The sequence below is a fragment of the Glutamicibacter soli genome, from assembly GCF_003309065.1.
GTDB lineage: Bacteria > Actinomycetota > Actinomycetes > Actinomycetales > Micrococcaceae > Glutamicibacter > Glutamicibacter soli.
Genome location: NZ_POAF01000003.1, coordinates 289,823 through 308,296, shown reverse-complemented (window position 1 = coordinate 308,296; position 18,474 = coordinate 289,823). Strand labels below are relative to the sequence as shown.

The 18,474-nt window shown below is 63.8% G+C and carries 23 protein-coding genes; 14 read left to right on the top strand and 9 right to left on the bottom strand.

Translation table 11 applies throughout. From position 1 onward, the window contains the following. Positions 1 to 74 precede the first annotated feature (74 nt). Positions 75 to 1,985 carry an FAD-dependent monooxygenase gene (locus C1H84_RS08050; protein ID WP_047120216.1) on the top strand — a complete coding sequence of 637 codons (1,911 nt, stop codon included), beginning with the start codon at positions 75 to 77 and terminating at the stop codon, positions 1,983 to 1,985. A gap of 113 nt (positions 1,986 to 2,098) precedes the next feature. Beyond that, positions 2,099 to 2,818 carry an AAA family ATPase gene (locus tag C1H84_RS08045; protein ID WP_113607075.1) on the top strand — a complete coding sequence of 240 codons (720 nt, stop codon included), beginning with the start codon at positions 2,099 to 2,101 and terminating at the stop codon, positions 2,816 to 2,818. Position 2,819: 1 nt separating this feature from the next. Here C1H84_RS08045 and C1H84_RS08040 read toward each other — a convergent pair whose 3' ends face one another. The 3 genes from C1H84_RS08040 to C1H84_RS08035 are packed head-to-tail and all read right to left on the bottom strand — an operon-like array spanning position 2,820 to position 4,779. Further along, on the bottom strand, positions 2,820 to 3,383 hold the full coding sequence (locus C1H84_RS08040) for a hypothetical protein (RefSeq protein WP_280524258.1): 564 nt from the start codon (positions 3,381 to 3,383) through the stop codon (positions 2,820 to 2,822). Next, positions 3,332 to 3,766 (bottom strand): hypothetical protein, encoded by a 435-nt coding sequence (locus C1H84_RS18625; protein ID WP_280524253.1) that lies wholly within the window; start codon positions 3,764 to 3,766, stop codon positions 3,332 to 3,334. The genes C1H84_RS08040 and C1H84_RS18625 overlap by 52 nt, the downstream gene beginning before the upstream one ends. Next, positions 3,763 to 4,779: a proline racemase family protein gene (locus C1H84_RS08035; protein ID WP_047120214.1), complete on the bottom strand. Its 1,017-nt coding sequence runs from the start codon at positions 4,777 to 4,779 to the stop codon at positions 3,763 to 3,765. Before C1H84_RS08035 ends, C1H84_RS18625 begins: the two co-directional genes overlap by 4 nt. 217 nt (positions 4,780 to 4,996) lie before the next feature. On the opposite strand from C1H84_RS08035, the gene C1H84_RS08030 reads away from it, so the two are divergent. Both C1H84_RS08030 and C1H84_RS17965 read left to right on the top strand, forming a co-directional pair. After that, positions 4,997 to 5,827 (top strand): PspA/IM30 family protein, encoded by an 831-nt coding sequence (locus C1H84_RS08030; RefSeq protein WP_113607074.1) that lies wholly within the window; start codon positions 4,997 to 4,999, stop codon positions 5,825 to 5,827. 266 nt (positions 5,828 to 6,093) lie between these two features. Continuing rightward, positions 6,094 to 6,345 (top strand): alpha/beta fold hydrolase, encoded by a 252-nt coding sequence (locus C1H84_RS17965; RefSeq protein ID WP_052772506.1) that lies wholly within the window; start codon positions 6,094 to 6,096, stop codon positions 6,343 to 6,345. A 68-nt stretch (positions 6,346 to 6,413) separates the two neighbouring features. Here the strand turns inward: C1H84_RS17965 and C1H84_RS08020 are convergent, their stop codons facing one another. Genes C1H84_RS08020 through C1H84_RS08010 form a run of 3 tightly spaced genes read right to left on the bottom strand, consistent with a single transcriptional unit; the run spans position 6,414 to position 9,219 of the window. Further along, a complete protein-coding gene (locus C1H84_RS08020; protein WP_113607072.1) occupies positions 6,414 to 7,268 on the bottom strand; it encodes a hypothetical protein in 855 nt (284 codons plus the stop codon). After that, positions 7,265 to 7,954, bottom strand: coding sequence for a response regulator transcription factor (locus tag C1H84_RS08015; RefSeq protein WP_047120212.1), 690 nt, complete (start codon positions 7,952 to 7,954; stop codon positions 7,265 to 7,267). Before C1H84_RS08015 ends, C1H84_RS08020 begins: the two co-directional genes overlap by 4 nt. Then, positions 7,942 to 9,219 (bottom strand): sensor histidine kinase, encoded by a 1,278-nt coding sequence (locus tag C1H84_RS08010; protein ID WP_113607071.1) that lies wholly within the window; start codon positions 9,217 to 9,219, stop codon positions 7,942 to 7,944. Before C1H84_RS08010 ends, C1H84_RS08015 begins: the two co-directional genes overlap by 13 nt. Positions 9,220 to 9,324: 105 nt before the next feature. On the opposite strand from C1H84_RS08010, the gene C1H84_RS08005 reads away from it, so the two are divergent. Further along, a complete protein-coding gene (locus C1H84_RS08005) occupies positions 9,325 to 9,810 on the top strand; it encodes a 2'-5' RNA ligase family protein (protein WP_113607070.1) in 486 nt (161 codons plus the stop codon). A 114-nt stretch (positions 9,811 to 9,924) separates the two neighbouring features. Next, positions 9,925 to 10,770 (top strand): SGNH/GDSL hydrolase family protein, encoded by an 846-nt coding sequence (locus tag C1H84_RS08000; RefSeq protein WP_113607069.1) that lies wholly within the window; start codon positions 9,925 to 9,927, stop codon positions 10,768 to 10,770. Here the strand turns inward: C1H84_RS08000 and C1H84_RS07995 are convergent, their stop codons facing one another. After that, entirely contained in the window at positions 10,771 to 11,193 is a 423-nt protein-coding gene (locus tag C1H84_RS07995) for a VOC family protein (protein WP_047120208.1), read from the bottom strand. A gap of 169 nt (positions 11,194 to 11,362) precedes the next feature. Between C1H84_RS07995 and C1H84_RS18220 the strand changes: the two genes are divergently transcribed. Further along, complete coding sequence (locus C1H84_RS18220; RefSeq protein WP_157359274.1) at positions 11,363 to 11,536, top strand: hypothetical protein; 174 nt, start codon at positions 11,363 to 11,365, stop codon at positions 11,534 to 11,536. A 124-nt stretch (positions 11,537 to 11,660) separates the two neighbouring features. Here C1H84_RS18220 and C1H84_RS07985 read toward each other — a convergent pair whose 3' ends face one another. Further along, positions 11,661 to 12,083 (bottom strand): acyl-CoA thioesterase, encoded by a 423-nt coding sequence (locus tag C1H84_RS07985; protein WP_082123998.1) that lies wholly within the window; start codon positions 12,081 to 12,083, stop codon positions 11,661 to 11,663. A 266-nt stretch (positions 12,084 to 12,349) separates the two neighbouring features. Here C1H84_RS07985 and glsA point away from each other — a divergent pair, with 266 nt between their 5' ends. From glsA to C1H84_RS07950, 7 genes are all read left to right on the top strand, one after another. After that, positions 12,350 to 13,375 (top strand): glutaminase A, encoded by a 1,026-nt coding sequence (gene glsA, locus C1H84_RS07980; RefSeq protein WP_047120938.1) that lies wholly within the window; start codon positions 12,350 to 12,352, stop codon positions 13,373 to 13,375. Between the two features lie 326 nt (positions 13,376 to 13,701). After that, positions 13,702 to 14,253 (top strand): alternate-type signal peptide domain-containing protein, encoded by a 552-nt coding sequence (locus C1H84_RS07975; RefSeq protein WP_052772504.1) that lies wholly within the window; start codon positions 13,702 to 13,704, stop codon positions 14,251 to 14,253. Positions 14,254 to 14,259: 6 nt separating this feature from the next. Continuing rightward, complete coding sequence (locus C1H84_RS07970) at positions 14,260 to 14,868, top strand: hypothetical protein (protein WP_146955964.1); 609 nt, start codon at positions 14,260 to 14,262, stop codon at positions 14,866 to 14,868. Continuing rightward, complete coding sequence (locus C1H84_RS07965; RefSeq protein ID WP_047120206.1) at positions 14,865 to 15,434, top strand: signal peptidase I; 570 nt, start codon at positions 14,865 to 14,867, stop codon at positions 15,432 to 15,434. The genes C1H84_RS07970 and C1H84_RS07965 overlap by 4 nt, the downstream gene beginning before the upstream one ends. Further along, the gene (locus C1H84_RS07960) at positions 15,431 to 16,096 is read left to right on the top strand and encodes a hypothetical protein (protein ID WP_113607068.1); all 666 of its coding nucleotides are present in this window, start codon (positions 15,431 to 15,433) and stop codon (positions 16,094 to 16,096) included. The genes C1H84_RS07965 and C1H84_RS07960 overlap by 4 nt, the downstream gene beginning before the upstream one ends. Beyond that, complete coding sequence (locus C1H84_RS07955) at positions 16,093 to 16,668, top strand: SipW-dependent-type signal peptide-containing protein (protein ID WP_113607067.1); 576 nt, start codon at positions 16,093 to 16,095, stop codon at positions 16,666 to 16,668. The genes C1H84_RS07960 and C1H84_RS07955 overlap by 4 nt, the downstream gene beginning before the upstream one ends. A 1-nt stretch (position 16,669) precedes the next feature. Continuing rightward, positions 16,670 to 17,797: a signal peptidase I gene (locus C1H84_RS07950; protein WP_113607066.1), complete on the top strand. Its 1,128-nt coding sequence runs from the start codon at positions 16,670 to 16,672 to the stop codon at positions 17,795 to 17,797. A gap of 38 nt (positions 17,798 to 17,835) precedes the next feature. On the opposite strand, the gene C1H84_RS07945 is transcribed toward C1H84_RS07950, so the two are convergent. Further along, positions 17,836 to 18,444 carry a TetR/AcrR family transcriptional regulator gene (locus C1H84_RS07945; protein WP_146955962.1) on the bottom strand — a complete coding sequence of 203 codons (609 nt, stop codon included), beginning with the start codon at positions 18,442 to 18,444 and terminating at the stop codon, positions 17,836 to 17,838. Between the last annotated feature and the right edge of the window lie 30 nt (positions 18,445 to 18,474).

The following is an 18,474-nucleotide window of genomic DNA, read 5'->3' as shown; positions in this document are numbered from 1 at the left end:
TTGTATCTATAGTTACAACCGTGTCGCAAATATAGAGACAAAGATGTTTGTGTGACACCTCGAGGAGCCAAATAATGCAGATTCACCACAGGGGCTACGTCTCCGGAGATCCACGCGTCAAGCCTGCCGAGGGCTATGGCATTGACCGTTCCATGGAAATCCCTGATGAGATGGATGTGCTGATTGTCGGCACCGGCCCGGCCGCCGCAGTGGTCACCGCGCAGCTGTCCCGCTTCCCAAGCATCAACGCCCGCGCCATCGAGCTGCGTCCGGGCCGTCTGGACGTCGGCCAGGCTGACGGCATCCAGGCTCGTTCGGTGGAGACCTTCCAAGCCTTCGGTTTCGCCAACGAGGTTGTCGAGGAGGCCTACCGCAACGTTGAAATGTGCTTCTGGACCCCCGATCCGGAGAATCCAGCCAACATCAAGCGCCACTCCCGCGCGGCCGATGACTCCACCGGCATGAGCGAATTCCCGCACATCTACGTGAACCAGTCGCGCATCCTGGACTACTTCCTGCGTGACGCCGAGCGCGCCCCGGGCAAGATCGTCCCGGACTACGGAGTCGAGTTCCTCGACTGCGACATCGACCCGGAAGCCGAGTACCCGGTCACCGCGCGCATCAAGTACTGCGCCGGCGAGCGTTCCGGCGAGGAGCGCACCGTCAAGGCCAAGTACCTGGTCGGCGGCGACGGTGCCCGCAGCTCCGTGCGCCGCTCCCTGGGCCACAAGCTGCACGGCGACGCCTCGATGCACGCCTGGGGCGTCATGGACGTCATGGTCAACACCGACTTCCCGGACATCCAGGTCAAGTGCTCCATCCAGTCCCACGACGCGGGCAACATCCTGCTCATCCCTCGCGAGGGCGGCTACCTGGTGCGCTTCTACGTGGACCTGGGCGAACTGACTGCCGAGGACGCCGGCGCCATCCGCAAAACCCCGGTGGAAGAGATCGTTGCGACCGCAAACCGCATCATCCACCCGTACACCATGGACGTGAAGAACGTCGCCTGGTTCTCCGTGTACGAGGTGGCCCACCGCATCACCGACGGCTTCGACGACGTCTCCGAGGACGAGCGCGGCTCCCGCACCCCGCACGCCTTCATCATGGGCGACGCCTGCCACACCCACTCGGCCAAGGCCGGCCAGGGCATGAACGTTTCCATCCAGGACGGCTTCAACCTCGGTTGGAAGTTGGCCGCGGTGCTCGAAGGCCGCGCCCCGGAATCCCTGCTGGATTCCTACGCCGAAGAGCGCAAGGTCATCGCCCAGAACCTGATCGACTTCGACAAGGAATGGTCCACCCTGATGGCCAAGTCCGTGGACGACTGGGAAGATCCGGACGAGCTGGAGAAGTACTACACCAAGACCATGGAGTTCCCCGCCGGCTTCATGACCCAGTACACCAAATCCTCCATCACCACCGGCACCGAGCACCAGGCGCTGGCCGCGGGCTTCCCGGTGGGCAAGCGCTTCAAATCCGCCGAGGTCATCCGCCGCTCGGATAACCGCTGGCGCCACCTGGGCCACCTGCACGAGGCGGACGGCCGCTGGCGCGTCTACGCCTTTGCCGACCAGGCCGCCCCGGCGCTGGAAGGCACCGCCATGGCTGACTTCGCCGCCTGGTGGAGCCAGGATGAAGCCTCGCCGCGCAACCTGTACACCCCGGCCGGGGGCGATGAGGATGCTGTCTTCGACCTCAAGGCGGTCTACCAGCAGGACTACACCGAGGTGGAGCTGCACGACGTGCCCAAGGCGTTCCAGCCGGTCAAGGTTCCCTTCGGCCTGCACGACATCAACCAGGTGTTCTGCGCCGGCCACGGCCGCGACATCTTCCGCGACCGCGAGATTAGCACCGACGGCGCCATCGTGGTGGTCCGCCCGGACCAGTACGTGGCAGGCATCTTCCCGCTGACCGCCCGCGCGGAGATCGCTGACTTCTTCGCCGGGAACATGGTTCCGGTCAAGAACAGCATCAAGGCCTAGCCTGGCCGTTTGAACACAGATCGGCGGCAGCCGGCGGTCCCTCGGGGCCGCCGGTTGCCGCCGTGTTGCGTGCGGGAGCCTGTTCCGGGGGGTGGGTTTGGTAGCGTCGGGGCATGAGCGGATTTCTCGACTACCAACCGGTGCGGCGCGTGGCCGAGCATTCGCTGGCTCCGATGCCGCGCGGGGCCTGGCCTGCCACCATCCCTGCCGTGGAGCAGCTGCTCGACGACGGCCTTGAGCTGGCGCCGCTGACGGTGCTGGTGGGGGAGAACGGCTCGGGGAAGTCCACCATCGTGGAAGCCATCGCCGCCGCCTACGGGCTGAATGCGGAGGGCGGCACCACCAACGCACGCCACCAGACCCAGCCCACCGAATCGCAGCTCTCCGAGCACCTGCAGCTGGTGCGCAGCGCCGGGGCCTCGCGGGCGGGGGTGTTCCTGCGCGCCGAAACCATGCACGGGCACTTCGCCTACCTGGATTCCATCGGCTCCGGAGGACTGCACAACTTCCAGAGCCACGGCGAATCCTTCATTGAATTCTTCACCGACCGCTCCCGGGTCAACGGCTTGTGGATCTTCGACGAAGCGGAGTCGGCCCTGTCCTTCAACGGCTGCCTGATGCTGCTCTCGCACATCAGCGACCTGCTCCGAGCAGGATCCCAGGTCATCATGTCCACCCACTCGCCGATCCTCGCCTCCCTGCCCCAGGCAAGGCTCTACGAGATCGGCGAGTGGGGGCTGCGCGAAAGCACCTATGACGACCTGGAGATGGTGCGGAACTGGCGGTCGTTCCTCGATGCTCCGGGCCGCTACCTGCGGCACTTCGAGAACTGAGTCAGTCGGAAGCCGCCTCAACCGACGCGGCTGCCCCGGCCAGGACCAGGTCTTCCCAGGCCATGCCCGAGCTCTTGAAGACCACCGGTCCGTTGCCGCGCAGCAGCTCGGGCTCCCGGACCGCGCGGGCCATCGTCAGCAGCTGCTGCGCAGACAGCTCGCCCTCGGCGATGGCCATGACGACGTCCCCGCATTCGCGCAGCGCGGTGGCGATATCCTCGACCACCACGGTGGAGCGTCCCAGCAGGGCCTCGGGCAGCTCTCGGGCGTCCGGCTCGTGGGATCCCACGGCCACCACCACGGCGCAGGGGTTGATCAGCTGCGCATCGAACAGCGGCTGGCGGGCGGTGGTGGTGCAGATGACCAGCCCGGCTGCTGCGGTGGCTTCTTCAGCCCTGGCGCTGCCGGCTGCTGCCACCTCAATGTCCTCCAAGTGCGCGTAGTTCTGCGTCGACCGCACCACGGCGGTCACCGACTCGATCTCCCGGCGGCCTTCCAGTACCGCGCGCAGGGTCAACAGGTGGGACATGCCCTGCTGCCCTGCGCCGTAGAGCACCACGCGCAGCGGGCCTTCGCGCTCAAGCAGGGCATCCTGGATGGCGGCCAGCGAACTGCGGCGGTGCGCACATCGGTCAGCGCCACCCCGTCGATCAGCTGGCGCGGGGTCAGCGTTTCGGAGTCGAAGAGGATGTAGGTTCCCTGGATGCGCGGCAGGTTGCGCGCCGGATTGCCCGGGGCGACGGACAGCACCTTGATGCCGGCGATGTCTCCGGCTTCCGAGGGCATGAGCAGGAACTCGCCGGAGCTCAACTTGCTGCTGATCCGCTGGTGGTCTGCGGCGGGGTCGAAGCCCGCGCGCAGGGTGTCGCGCAGCGCGCGCACGGCGCGGACCGGGCTGACGCGGTCGTAGAATTCCTGGGCGGTGAGAAACGGGATCGACTGGCTCATCGCAGCATGAATCCCGGAGTCAGTTCATCGCGCGGGTCCACGATGAAGGTATGCTCGCCGGTCTGGTAGGCGGTGCCGGTGACCTGCGGGATGACGGCGGAATCCCCGTCGACCTGCTGGTGCTCCAGGACCACGGCCTGGAACTGCGATCCGACAATCGAGCCATGCTGCAGCAGCTGGCCTTTGGTCAGGAAGCCGCGGTTGGTGAGCGTGGCGACGCGGGCGCGGGTTCCCGACCCGCAGGGGGAGCGGTCCACCTCCCCGTCGGCGAAGACCGTGGCGTTGCGCTGGATCACCTCGCCCCCGGTCGAGAGGTCCTCGAACACGATGGTCCCGTAGATGCCGCTGAGCCGTGCATCGCTCGGGTGCTGTGCGTGCGCTGAATCGTTCAGGGCCCACTTGATTTCGCGGCCGATCGCGATGATCTCGCCATAGTTTTCGGGCGTGACGCTCAGGCCGACCGAAGCCGCATCAAGCTGCGCGTAGATGGCCCCGCTGAAGCTGACGTCCACGGCGACTTCTCCGCGTGCGGTCTGCACGGCGACGTCCTTGGAAATGACGTAGCTGGCCACGTTGATGAAGTCCGCGTGAGTGACCGCGCCGTCTGCATCGGTGTGGACGCGGGAGATGACCCGACCGGACGGCACGTCGATGACCACATCGGTCACGCCGGAAGGATCCGGCTGCACGATGCCGTGTTCCAAAGCCCAGACCCCCAGTGCGATGGTGCCGTGGCCGCAGGCGGTGGAGAACCCGTCCTTGTGCCAGAAGAGCACGCCGAAGTGCGCCCCGTCGTCGTTCGGGGCGGTGACGAAGCCGCCGTACATGTCTGCATGCCCGCGCGGCTCGAAGCACAGGATCTGGCGGATCCGCTCCACCTGGGGTGAATTCATGGCGAAGACCCGTTTGGAGGGAACATCTGGACCTTCAAGGGCCACGGGCAGATCGGTCACGATGCGGAACGGCTCGCCCGCGGTGTGGTAGTCAATGCTTGTGTACTTTTCGGTTGGCATTCAGGCGCTCCGTCGGGGTCTGGATGAAATGGAATCGTGCGTGATCTCTGATTCCAGTACAGGAAGACCAGTGCTATATAATATATTACTTATCCTGTGGCGTCGCGGGGTGCGGCCAATCCCTTGACAGGGTGGGCGGCATCGCTGAAACAATTCGCAGATTCGGGAACCATCCATGCTTCCCCTAAGGTTAAAGAGGTAGACGAAGGGATGGCACGTGGCCAAGAAACAATCAATTTGGGCTCGAATTTTCGGTATCGGCAAGGCGAACGCTAACGCGGCAATCGACGCGCTGGAAGACCCCAAGAAGATGCTGGACCAGACCGTCCGCGACTACACGAACAACATTGCCGAAGCTGAGCAGGCGGTGGCCCAGACCATCGGCAACCTGCGCATGGCCGAGGAAGACCTGGCCAAGGCGCAGAACGAAGTGAAAGAGTGGGGTTCCAAGGCCCTGGCCGCCTCGAACAAGGCCGAGGAATTCGCCGCCGCAGGCGATGCCACCAACCAGCAGAAGTTCAACCAGCTGGCTACTGTAGCGATCCAACGCCAGATGGCCGCGGAGAAGAAGGCCGGTGCGCTGGCTTCCACCGTGGGAACCCAGAGCGAGGTCGTTGACAAGCTCAAGGCTGGCCTGAACACCATGCAGACCAAGCGCCAGGAGCTGGTTTCCAAGCGCGACGAGCTGGTGGCCCGCGCCCGCAACGCCAAGACCCAGAACCAGATGATGGACACCATCAAGGCTCTGGATATCAACGACCCGAGCAGCGAGATCAGCCGCTTCGAGCAGAAGATCCGCCAGGACGAAGCGAAAGTCCGCGGTGCGGCCGAGCTCGCGGCGTCCTCCCTGGATTCCCAGTTCGCGCAGCTCGAGGATCTGGGTGCCGCCACTGAATTCGACGCGCGCTTGGCCGCGATGAAGACTGCCAATGCCCCGGCCGCCGAGATCCTGGAAGAAGCGGACGGCACGGCGCAGCTGGAGGCCTCCGCCCCTGAAATGTCGGAAATCGAGGCGCGGCTGGCTGCCATGAAGAAGAACCAGGCCTAAAACCTCACCGAACGCACGAAAACCCGGGCAACGGGTCTGCATATCGTGCGGGGTGTCCCGGCGGACGCAGGCAATGATGCTCGGTGGTTCAATCGTTTCGAAGGGAAATCGAGAAGCAGGGCTCCACGGTGCGCGCCGTTGGAGGTGACGGTCGCCGTGCCCGAGCGCTGATTTCGCCGAATATCCCGCGTGCTGCTCGCAAACGTGGGTTTGCCGCATTCAGAGTGCCCGGCATTAAGGATGAGTCGCTGGAATTCGATTGGGCCATGGTTGAACAGATCCGTCCGCAGATCGACCAGCCGGATCCAGCGTGGCCGAGCGTCTTCGCGGGTATTGCCATCCCCACGCTTGCTATCGGAGGCGGGCCGCAAAGCTTCGTCCCCTCCGAACACGTTGAACAACTCGGCCGCATCATGCCTGACTGCCCTGTGGGATCCCTGGACACCGGACATCTGGTGCATGCCACCGACCCGGAAGGGTTCGTACGGCTCGTCCGCGTGCATCTCGACCACGTTTAACGCTGCAAGGGACCCGCAAAGGGAGTGCACCGGCTTCTGCCGGCGCACTCCCTGGCTGCTTCTTTTTTCTATTCGCCGCTGGCTTCAGTTCCCGGGGTCAGCACCGCGGAGCCAGCCGATACTTCCACGCTGATCTGATGCTTGGAGCTGCTGGAATTATCCAGGTTGTTCTCCAAGGATCCCGCTGACGCATCCGACACCACGTGGTAGCTGGTGTCCGGGACAACCAAGTCCATCCAGCCGGCGCTGACCCGGGCATTGACGGAGCTTGGCGCGGTCCCGTCGAGCTCGGCCGACATGCGCCCGGCCGAAACTTCCAGGGTCGCGGTGTCCACGTCGCTGAGCACCAGGCCGGCGAATCCTGCACCGAGCTTTGCATCCACTGTATGCGCCGATCCCAGCATATTCAGTTCGCCTGCGCTGACGTCCAGCCCGAGATCGTTGAAGTTGCCGTTGGCCCGGAATTCGCCGGCTCCGAGCTCGAACTTCGCATCCAGGGTCCCGTTGTTCAGTTCTTCCGGCAGCGTCAGCTTGATCTCATTGTCGGCCTTGGTGCAGCCGAAGAAGCAGAAGTCGTTCCAGCCCGCCGGTGGGCGGACTTGCAACGTCGATCCCGACCGGTTCAGCGCCCAAGCGCTTCCCGAGGTGCTGCGGACCTCCAGCACCGCTTCGGTCGTGTCGGTGAACTGCAGCTCGAAGCTGCCGGAGTTCGCCTGGATATCCAGCGCCGTAATGCCTTTGGCATCAGCGGTCTGCACGACGTGGCTGCTGTTCAGCGTGGCCATCGCGCTGCGTGCCGCACCGATTCCGACGGTCAGCAGCGCCAGCACGCCGATCACGGCCAGGATGATGTTCAGCGCCGTGGCGGACCCCCGCGGCGCGGGTTCCTGCGGGGGCAGGGGGTTCAGGGTCTGGGTGCTCATGGGTTCGTCCTGTCTGTGCGGTTGGTGCCCAGGGTTTCGATGTGGGCCAGGGCGGCCAGCACACGCCGGTTGCCCATTCCGTCGGCTTCCAGTCCGAGCTTCTGGAAGATGGAGGTGATGTATTTTTCGACGCTGGCCTCGGAGAGGAACAGCAGCGCGGCGATGGCCTGGTTGGACTTGCCCTCGGCCAAGGCTGCGAGCACGGTGCGTTCACGGTCGGTCAGCTGCTGCATTTTTGAATCATGGTTTCGCCGGGTCAACAGCTGTGCCACCACTTCCTGGTCCAGTACGGTGCCGCCGGAGGCGATCTGCTCCAGGGAGGCGATGAAGTCCGCGACATCCGCCACCCGGTCCTTGAGCAGGTAGCCCAGGGCGCCGGACTGCGTGGCGATCAGATCCGAGGCGTAACGCTCCTCCACGTATTGGGAAAGCACCAGCAGCGGGAGGTTGGGGTAGCGGCCGCGGACTGCCAGCGCCGCCCGGATGCCCTCGTCCGTGTAGGTGGGCGGAAGCCTGACGTCCAGGATGCAGATCTGCGGGAAGTTCTCCGGTTCCGCAGTCTGAAGGAAGCCCATGAGTCCGGTGGTGTCCGGCAGGTCGGCCACGACCTCGTGGCCCGAGTGGGCCAGCAGGCGGACCAGGCCCTCGCGCAACAGGACCGAGTCTTCGCAGATCAAGACGCGCATGGCACGTTCACCTCCAGCGCGGTGGGACCGCCCTGCGGGCTGTCCAGCGTAATGGTTCCCCCTGCCGCGACCACGCGGTTCGAGATGCCGTCCAGTCCGCCGCCCGGGATGATGCGGGCGCCGCCGGTGCCGTTGTCCTCGATGCGGGCCCACAGCATCGGCTGCTCCTGTCCGATGGCGCGTTCGCGCACCGTGACCCGGCAGTTCGAGGCCCGCGAGTGCTTGGCCGCGTTGGTCAACGCTTCGGCGATGGCGAAATACACCGCCGCCTCCGCATGCCGGGCGTAACGCCCGGTGAGCTGGACATCGAGCTGTACAGAGATGTGCGAGCGTCCGGCGATGGCGGACAGCGCCGCGTCCAGCCCGCGGTCATCGAGCACCGAGGCGTAGATGCCCCGGGTCAGTTGCCGCAGCTCGGTGATGGCCGACTTGGTGGAGGCATGCGCCTCGGCCACCAGGGCCTTGGCCTGCTCGGGGTTGCTGTCGATCTGCTGGTGCGCCAGGCCGAGGGTCATGGCCACGGAGACCAAGCGGGGCTGGACCCCGTCGTGCAGGTCGCGTTCGATGCGGGTGCGCTCAAGCTCCGCGGCGCGCATCGCGCCTTCGCGCTGCACCGCGGTGGTGCGCACGCGTTCGGTCAGTTCGGTTTCCCGAGCGGTGGATCCGATGATTCCCACGGTGACCGCGCGGTGCATGAAGATCATGGCCACGGCCAGCGCCGCGCCGAGCAACGCGACGACCAGCATCCAGGGAGCCTGGCCGGCGGGGATATCCATGCCGAAGGGACCGGGGACGATTTCAGCCTGGGTCAGCGGGGCGAAAGCGGTGACGCACAGTCGGATCATCCATTCCAATCCACTGAGCATGGTGGCGCCGGCGAAGCATGAAATCACGAAGCTACCGAAGGCCGCCCACATCCGGCCACTGGCCAGATTGTGTCCCAGCGAGCGGACATAGGCTCCGAATCCGGGGTGCTGGCGGGGGCGCCAAACCAGCGGCTCGACCCGGAGGTCGTAGAGGTCGGAAACCCGACGAATCTCGAACCGTGCCAGGCCGAAGAGCGCGTAGAGCAAACCTGTCAGCACAAGGAGCCCGAAGCCGAGCAGGAACGTCAGCCCAACGCCCGCGGCAAACCAGGCAATGACCAGCGGGAGGACAACCACGCCGAGGGTTCCGAGGGCTGCCAGATGCAACAGCGTCAAGCCAAGTCGCAACGGGGGACGAGCAGGAAGCACGCCCGATTGGGTCTGCAGTGTTGAAGTCATGACTCAATCCTATTGAGCAGGGTTTTGCTGCAACACCGAGGGAACCGGAGAACATTGGTAGGGAAAACCCGAATGCGTGCCCGCCGAAGATGACAGACTGATGCCATGCACAATCTGGTGGCAGCAGTATTCGTTGAACCGGTGGCCCCCGACCAGTACTTCCGGCGCGAGGACTGGCCGCTGCACATCACCCTGCTGCGTTTCGACCTGCCCGAGGCTCCAGGAGTCCTGGACCGCTTTGCCGAACAGCTGTCGGAGGCCGCCCGTCCCGCGCTGGGCGTCGGGCTGGAAGTCGCCGGACAGGCCTGGTTCGGCCGCCAGGAGAACCTGCTGGTGTCGCTGGTGGAGCCCGATCCGGCCCTGCAGCTGCTGCACGAGCGGCTGTGCGAAATCGTGCTGGAAAACCGGGGGCGCATTGCCTCGGTCCGCTTCACCGGCCCGGGCTATCGTCCGCACATCACCCATCACCACGGGCGCAGCCGCGCGCAAGGGGATGCCGTTGCGCTGGAACGGATCGCTCTGGTGGACATGGCCCCGGGCGCAGACCACGCGTGGCGCCAGGTGCTGCATCTGGTGCAGCAGAACAGCTGAGCAGGGCACGGTAGGCGCCCCCGCACCGTTCCTGCGTACTTCGCGGCGGGGAATTAATCTGGTGTTAGCGCCGGCTCCACCAACCGGCCAACCGCCGAACCTAGATTGGCTCCCATGGGCAGGTTATTTGTTGCGGTGGGCGACTCATTCACCGAAGGGGTAGGGGACTGGGAACCCCGGCTGCCCAACGGGGTTCGCGGCTGGGCGGACCGCGTGGCCAAACAGCTGTCCAAGGCGGACCCCAGCTGGCGATACGCCAACCTGGCCATTCGAAGCCGGCGGCTGGACCGGATCATTAACGAGCAGATCGACGCCGCCATCGCGTTGAAGCCGGACGTCATCAGCTTCTACGCCGGCGGCAACGACATCCTGGAACTGCGGCAGGACATGGACCGCTTTCTCGACCGCTACGAAGCGGCGGTGGACCGCCTGGCCTCATCCGGGGCGCAGATCCTGCTGTTCACCGGATTCGATATCCCGGTGCATCCTGCGTTGGTCCCGTTCAAGCACCGGAACTGGAAGTTCAACGACAGGGTCCGGCAGCTGGCCCGCAAGCATCCGGATACCGTGACCTTGGTCGACTACTGGGCCTGGGACATCTACCACGACCAGCGCATGTGGGACATCGACAAGCTGCACATGAACCGTGCGGGGCACCGCTACATGGCCATCAGGATCCTGGAGATCCTCGGATCCCAGCACCAGCTCGAATTCCAACCGCTGGAAGACATAAGGCGTTTGAGCCCGGTCCAGCTTCTCCAGCGGGACATCGAATGGATACGCCAGTGGGTGCTGCCGATGTTCGGCAGACGGCTGCGTGGAATCACCTTGGGCGACAGCCTCGAACCGCGCTGGGAAACACCGATCTATCCGGCGAAGGGCATGAAAAAACAGTTCCGCAGACGCCAACGGGCGGCTGCGGAACTGCTGCACGGCGATGCCGAAGGGTCTGTGCGCTGACTAGGTTCCCGGATTCTCCATGGCTTCGGGGCTCATCCACGCGATTTCCCAGACATGGCCATCGGGATCCTGCACCGCGGCCTGGTACATCCCGGGGAACGGCTCATCTGCGGGCCGGTAGATGGCCCCGCCGCCGGCCTGAGCATTGGCGACGAACTCATCGACTTCTTCGCGGGTATCCGCCGACAACGCGTTGAGGCATTCGCGATGGCCCGGGCCTAAGGCAGGCTTGTCCTCGCCCACCAGGAAGCTCGAAAAGAACTCTTCTTGCAGCACCATCACCAGAATGTTCTCTGCGATGATCCATGAGGTGGCATTCTCGTCCGAGAAGGTGTCGTTCTTGGTGAAGCCCAAGGCTGCGTAGAACTTGTCGGCCCGCGTCAGGTCCGAGGTTGGAAGGTTGACGAATATCATCCGGCTCATGGGAGTCTCTCTTCGATATTGGATGGGATCAAGGCAATTCCGTCACAGTACTCTTCCGCATGACAGGCCCATGTGCAATGGTTTTGGCGAATTTCCCGGGCGAGCGGGAAACCATGAATTTGGCATGTCGATCCCGGTCCTCAAAGTGGCCAGGCACGAGACTGGGATCATGTGGAAAACCAGCATCTCACCAGGGGCGGCGTTGGTTGTTGCCGCGCTCTTCGCCAGCATCGGAATCTGGCGTGCGCTCGATGCACAGCCTTGGCAGGGCGGAGTAATGTTTGCGTTGGCGGCGGTCTGGATGGCGGTAGCCATGCGCCAAGCCCGGAAAACGGATCGTTAGCCGGTTCCCGGGCGACAATTCGGGCAATGGAAAACGCCGCGGCCCCGGCGCTGGTGGAGCGCGGAAGCCACGGCGGATTCGTGGACCAACAACCTGGAAATGGCTGCGGGTATCGTGCGGAAACCTAGATGAGAGCCTTGGTGATTTCCAGCGGGATACGATCGCGGGTGTAGGTGATCTGGTCGTAGCCGTGGGGTTCGGGCTTGCCGTCCGAGCCCATGTTCACGAACACCAGCTTTTCGATGGTCAGGATCGATTCCTGGGTGAAGATGTTGCGGACCTCTGCACGCAGGGTGATCGAGGTGCGTCCGAAATCGATGGCGGTCAGGCCCATCTCGATCAGGTCGCCTTCCTTGGCGGAAGCGATGAAGTTGATTTCAGACATGAACTTGGTGACCACGTGCTTGTTGCCGAGCTGGATGATCGAGTAGATCGCCGCTTCCTCGTCGATCCAGCGCAGCAGGCTGCCGCCGAAGAGCGTGCCGTTTGCGTTCAAGTCTTCTGGGCGAACCCACTTGCGCGTATGAAAAGTAATACCCTTAGCCATACTCAAAATGCTAGGTCAGGTCGGGGGCTGTTCGCTGTAAGTTGCTGCACAATGTAGGTGAAAACACACGCATTTGCGGCGTGCGGCAAGACGATGGAGACGCGGACCACCTGGGGGAAACGCCGCGGGCGTCATGCCGGGAATGCCAAAGTACGTCGAACGCGCCGGCTGGAGGTCTTCAGGGTGCCGCGTGCCAACAACCTGAGCTGTTGATAGTCTCTGAACGAAGCCAGAATTCGATTTCTTCGACGAAGAGCAAGGTGATCATGACCTATACCTCGGACGGGAATGAGAGCATTCCTACCGATTTTGATGACGTTGTCCAGCAGGTATCCACCGGTACTCTCGCCCATCAACGCATCGACGAGCTGCTGCTCGAAGCACATGAACGTTATTCGGACGTTGACGAGGGCCTGCTCGCCCACTACATACCAGTCCTGGGGCAGGTCGAGCCGGAAACCTTCGCCATTTCCATGTCGCACGTCGGCGGCACCGTGCACGGGGTGGGCGATTGCCACCACCAATTCTCCATCCAGTCCATCTCCAAGATGTTCGTTTACGCCCTGGTGCTGCAAGAGCACGGGCACGAAGTTGTCCATGAGAAGATCGGCGTCAACAATACCGGCATGCCATTCAATTCGGTGATGGCGGTCGAGCTGAACAACGGGCACCCGATGAATCCGATGGTGAACGCCGGGGCCATCGCGACGACCGAAATGATCGCAGGCAAGAGCGCCGCCAAGAAATGGGAGAACGTGCGCGAAGGGCTTTCGGCTTTTGCAGGCCGCCCGCTGACGCTGGACGACGAAGTGTACGAATCCGAATCCGAGGCAAACGAACGCAACAAGGCGCTGGGGCGGCTGCTCAAGAGCTACGGTCAGCTGGACGGAGACCCGAACAACGCGGTGGACATCTACACCAAGCAGTGTTCGCTGAACGTCACGGCGCACGATTTGGCGGTCATGGGTGCGACCCTGGCCGACGGCGGCATCAACCCCGTGACCGGCCAGCAGGTGGTCAGCGCGGATGTCTGCCGTGACACCTTGGCCACCGTCGCCACCAACGGGCTGTATGAGCGTTCCGGGGACTGGCTGTTCGAGATCGGTATCCCCGCCAAGTCCGGGGTTTCGGGAGGCATTGTCGCGGTGGCTCCGGGCAAGGGCGCCATCGGCGCGTTTTCGCCGCGCCTCGACATGGCGGGCAACTCCGTCCGCGGCCAGCTGGCCATCGGCCACCTTTCCCGTGCGCTGGGTCTGAACCTCTTCGCCTCGGCGCCTGACTCCGCCAGGTAGCCGCCACGATTCCGCATGGCTGATCGGCCATGTACCCTGGCCGGTCGGCCAGTCTTTTTTGTCGACCCGCAGCCCGTGCTTGGCCAACTGGAAAAACGACTGGCGTAATCTTTTGCGGCATCCATCGGCATTCCCATACGGGCTAGTCAAGGTGGCTTTATATGCCTGTTTGGGAGTTCTCGAAATAGCCGGTTGGCGAACGGGTGGGCTGTCGATGCCATGGTGCTTTGGGTGGTGACCGAGTGCATGTTGTGCCCGTGTGGGAATCCGGATTCACTCGAAAGTAAGTGCGCGGGGAGCGCTCGGAAATTTTGAGGATTTGAATCATGAAGAAGACAACCAAGGCGACCATTGCCGCAGCCGCCGCCGGCGTCCTGCTGGTGACCGGAGCGGGAACCGCCGCGCTGTGGCAACAGACCGAAACCGTCGACGCGGGAACCGTGGAAACCGGCCACCTGACGCTCACCGTGGACGACAACGGCGTCTGGACCGACATCAGCGACGGCGGAGCAGGCGTGCCGTTCGATCCGACCACCGAGCAAATCGTTCCCGGCGACGTAGTGGCCTACACGCAGACCGTGCGGATTGACGCTAAGGGCAAGAACATCGAAGGCGCGCTGTCGGTGGGCACGCTTCAGGCGCTGCCGCCGGAGCTACAGGACGAAATCGATCTCGGCCTTGAAATCGATGCCACGGCCGAAGGCCTGACCCAGGCCGGCAACGTGATTTCCTTTGCGGAGCAGGGTGTATACCAGGTGCCGGTTAAAATCACCGTGACCTTCCCAGCCGGAACTGCTGCATCCACGCCAACCGACACCATGGACAAGCCAATCGATCTGGACGCACTGACGCTGACGCTGGACCAGGTTCGCAGCTAGAGGTTGGTGGACTCACGAACCGGCATGCCGAAATCCCTGAAGTTCGCAGCGGCGGCGGCCGTGGTGCTGGTGCTGGGACTCAGCACCCAGACCACGGTCGCTGCTTGGCGTGCCGAAGGGCAGATCGATGCCGGGCAAGTCCGGACCGGTTCGCTGAGCCTGCTGGCGGGCAACGGCAGCTCGGCGGCGAAGGACTACGTCTTCGCCGAGCTTAATTCCCAGAATCTGCTGCCGGGGTCATTCGTGCAGGCTCCGTTGACCATCTCCAACGCCGGAACGACGCCGCTGGTTTACGGGCTGGCGGGAATCACCACGGGAACCGCATCGGGCAGCGCCAAGGACCAGGCGCTGGCGGATGCAGGAACCATCAGCATCTATGCGGCAGTGCCGCCTGCAAGCTGCACGGGAACGCAGCAGATCAGCGGACAGCTGCTCTATTCGGGCCCGCTTAACGCGAGCGCGGCCTTCGCCAGCCCGCGCGAGCTTTCGGCCGCAGGAACCCCGTCGGCCTCCGAAGCGCTGTGCGTCAGGCTCAGCCTTCCGGCCGGCACCTCGCAGGCCGCGGCCGGAGGCAGGATGGCGCCCACCCTCAGCTTCACGGGACAGCAGAAATGACGGTGCTGACGCGGGCGCAACGGCGTCGGGAAGAACAGAAAACCGGGCCGTTCTGGTGGGCCGGCCAGGTCTTGTCCTGGCTGGCGCTCTTCATCGTGCTCTGCCTGCTTGCCGTCATGGTGGTCATTCCCCGGCTCGGCGGGGCCACCGCCTACACCGTGCTGACCGGATCCATGCGGCCGGACTTCCCTCCGGGCCGGCTGGTCGTGGTCAAACCGGTTCCGGTTGAAGCCATCGAGGTGGGAGACGTGCTCACCTACCAGCTTGAATCCGGGGAACCCGGCGTGGTGACCCATCGCGTTGTCTCGGTGGCCTCGTCGCTTTCCGGCGAGCGGCAGTTCGTGCTGCGCGGGGACGCCAACAACACCGACGATGCGCCGATCGTCGCGGAACAGGTGCGCGGCAAGCTCTGGTATTCGCTGCCATGGCTCGGCTACCTGAATTCAGCGCTCAGCGCTTCGCAGCGGACCTGGCTGACTTGGCTGGCCATCGGGGGACTGCTGTCCTATTCGCTGGTGATGTTCACCGGGGCATGGCGGGAGCACCGCGGGAAGAAGGCGTCATGAAGTTCGCGGCGCCAACCAGGGCCATGCTGTCAGTGGTGCTCGCGGGCAGCCTGCTGGGCGCGGGGACCCCCGGAGCGCACGGGGACGGAGATGACCCGCGGGGCCTGAGCTACAGCGTGGACGGCGGCGAATTCCGGGAAAGCCCGGGCGAACTGTTCGGCGGAGAAATCCGGCTCGTTCCCGGAGACCGGCTGACCGGAGAGCTCTCCATCCGCAATGACCGGCCCCATCCCATCGAAGTCACGGTAAAACCAGTGGTTTCGGCCCCCGCCGCCGGGCTGAAGTTTGCGGTGGCGGGAAACCCCACGATGCGGCTGGATCCGCAGCAGCGCGCAAACTTCGCCTTGGAGGCAAGCCTGCCGGTTTCTGCCGGAAATTCCTCGCAGGACCGGGAGCGGTCGCTGAGCCTGGACATCAGCGCGATCGAGGTCGCCGGCGGGATCCCGCAGGAACCCGAATCGCCGGAGGCCCCGCAGCCGCCGGGCAGTCCCCATTCTCCTGACGTGGAAGGGGATCGTCCGCCGGACGAGCTGGGATCCACCGGCTTCAGCGGCTGGGCGATCCCGCTGGCGCTAGGCATGGCCGGGGCCGGCGCAACGCTATATCTACGTTCGAAGCAACATGGCGCCCAGGCGCAGGCACCCCAAGGAGCATCTCAATGAGCAGACGATCGGTACAGGTCAAGGCGATCCTGTCGGTGGGAATCCTGGTAGGCCTCGGCTCGGTGTCCACCTTGGCGGCCTGGACCGGAACCGCCACGGCGACCACCAGCATCACCGCCGCAAAGGTATCGCTCGGGGTCGGAGCAACGGCCTCCAGCGCGACCTCCGAAAGCTACACCGTGCCGGTCTCCTCGGTGAACTGGTACCCGGGAGCCAGCGCCGCAGCGGTAGTTGTCGTGAAGAACACCAGCACGGTCGAGCTGCCGTATTCCATCAGGGGCAGCATCACCGACAGCGGCGGCGTCGAATTGGGCAAGGCCATGCAGGTACAGGTGAAGACCGGCTCCACGGTCAGCGGCACCGCACCGAGCGCGACTTGTTCCGGCACAGCGGCCATCGTAGATAAGAAAGCTGGATCAGCTTTCGGCGGGTCAGTTGAAGTATCGACACTGGCCGCAGGCGCTTCGGAAACACTCTGCGTGCAGTACTCGCTGCCCGTGACCGCGGCCAACAACCTGCAAGGCGCCACCACGAAGCTGGACCTGGTCTTCACCGGAACGGTGGGGTCATAAGGTGGGAAACCAGGAACGGATCAAATCCGATGCACGCAACGGCAACCCGCTCCAGCGCCTTGCGCTGAATGCCGGGGCGATCCTCGGATCCTTGTGCCTGCTCATGACGCTTGCGGCTGTGCTGTTTGGGGTGAAACCGCTGGTTTTTGCCAGTGGCTCGATGGGACCCGGCATCCCCACCGGATCGTTGGGACTGGCTGTTCCCACCCCGATTGTGGAAGTTGCCATAGGCGACGTGGTTTCGGTGGTCACCAGCAACGAAGTTCGGGTGACGCACCGGGTAGCCGACAAGACCGAAGCAGGCCTGATCCTCAAGGGGGATGCCAATCCCGTCGCGGACCTGCAACCGTATGCGGTGGACAGCGCCGACAAGCTTCTGGTCAGCTTTCCGGGCTTGGGGTACCTGGTGACGTGGCTGTCCCAGCCATGGGCGTATTTCCTAGGCGGGTTGTTGTGCGCCTACCTGCTCTATCTCGCATTCTCGCGTAGCCCGCAGCCAGCAGTTGGTGAATCCGTCCCGAGAAGTTCTACCCAGAAACGCAATTCGGAGACTGATGCCGATGCTTGTGCAGGATCCCCTGGGCGGGGGGACTTGCCTCGTGCTGGCATATCCCGCCTTTTGTGCATGGTGCTTGTTCTTTCGACGGCGGTCGCTTCGTTGCAACTTCGCCCTGCGGTCGAATCGACGCAGGCTGCTTTCACTTCCACGGCGAAAGCAGGGGGTACGTTGCACGGCGCCGTTATGCAACCGGCCAAGAATCTTTCATGCAAAGATAAATCTTCGCTATCCGGTAACAATGTCATCAACTTCGCATGGCAAGCTCCAGCAGCCCAGGGTTCGAAATTAACGGGATACAAGGTATCTGTCCAAATCAACGACAGTGAAGAGAAATTCTCCGACCCCCTGCCTGTGTCTACCACCACATACTCTGTCGATATTTCCCCTTCGGGCGGGTTGCTGTCGCTCCTGATAGACCTTCTGGGCAACCTCTTTGGGTCGAAATTTGACGTGAACTTCCGCGTGTATGCGATGTATGACAACGGATGGACCGCCGCTCCCATCGTCCATTCGAAAGCGAAGGGCTCTATCGGATTACTTGGAGTGGTCAGATCGCTGCACTGCTCGTGAGTACTATCGAGCACGATGCAACGATCCGTGCCGGCAGGCTAACTGGAACGAATATTGCCTAAGCCGAGGAGAATCAGCTCAAGTCCCTTGTGAAAGGTCAGTCGCGCTCGCTGTTCCAGCTGGAGACCGGCGTCCAGCGCCTCCTTGAATTCATGCCCCGAAGAATCATTAGCTTCCCAGACAATTTCCGGCGCAGCCGCATCAAGCGCCGAGCCGAGCACGAATGAATCGATGATGGTGATCGCGTGCAATCGGTCCGCCGGCGGGAACCCCGCCTGCGCGAGAGTTTGCGCCAACGCATCGTAGACCCGCAAGGTGGTGCGGTCCCGCACGGTATGGCTGGTCAGCAACGGGATCAGCCGCGGGTGTTTTGAATACGATTCCCAGTAGGACGTGGCGATTTGCCTTACGGTTTCCTGCCAGTCCCCGGAATCGCCGTCCGGCAGGCTGATCGCCGACATGGCGCGGCCGCGCATCAGCTCGATGATCTCGTCCTTGCCCGCCACATGGTTGTAGAGCGAGGATGCCGTCACGGACAGCGCCTTGGCCAGTTGCGGGAGCGTGAACTCGCCGTGCTTGTCGATCAGTTTCAACGCCGCGGCGGCAATCGCGTCCGGGCTGAGCTTGGGCTTGGAGGGACGTGCCATGGCATCCACTGCCTTCCTGTCGGGGCCTTC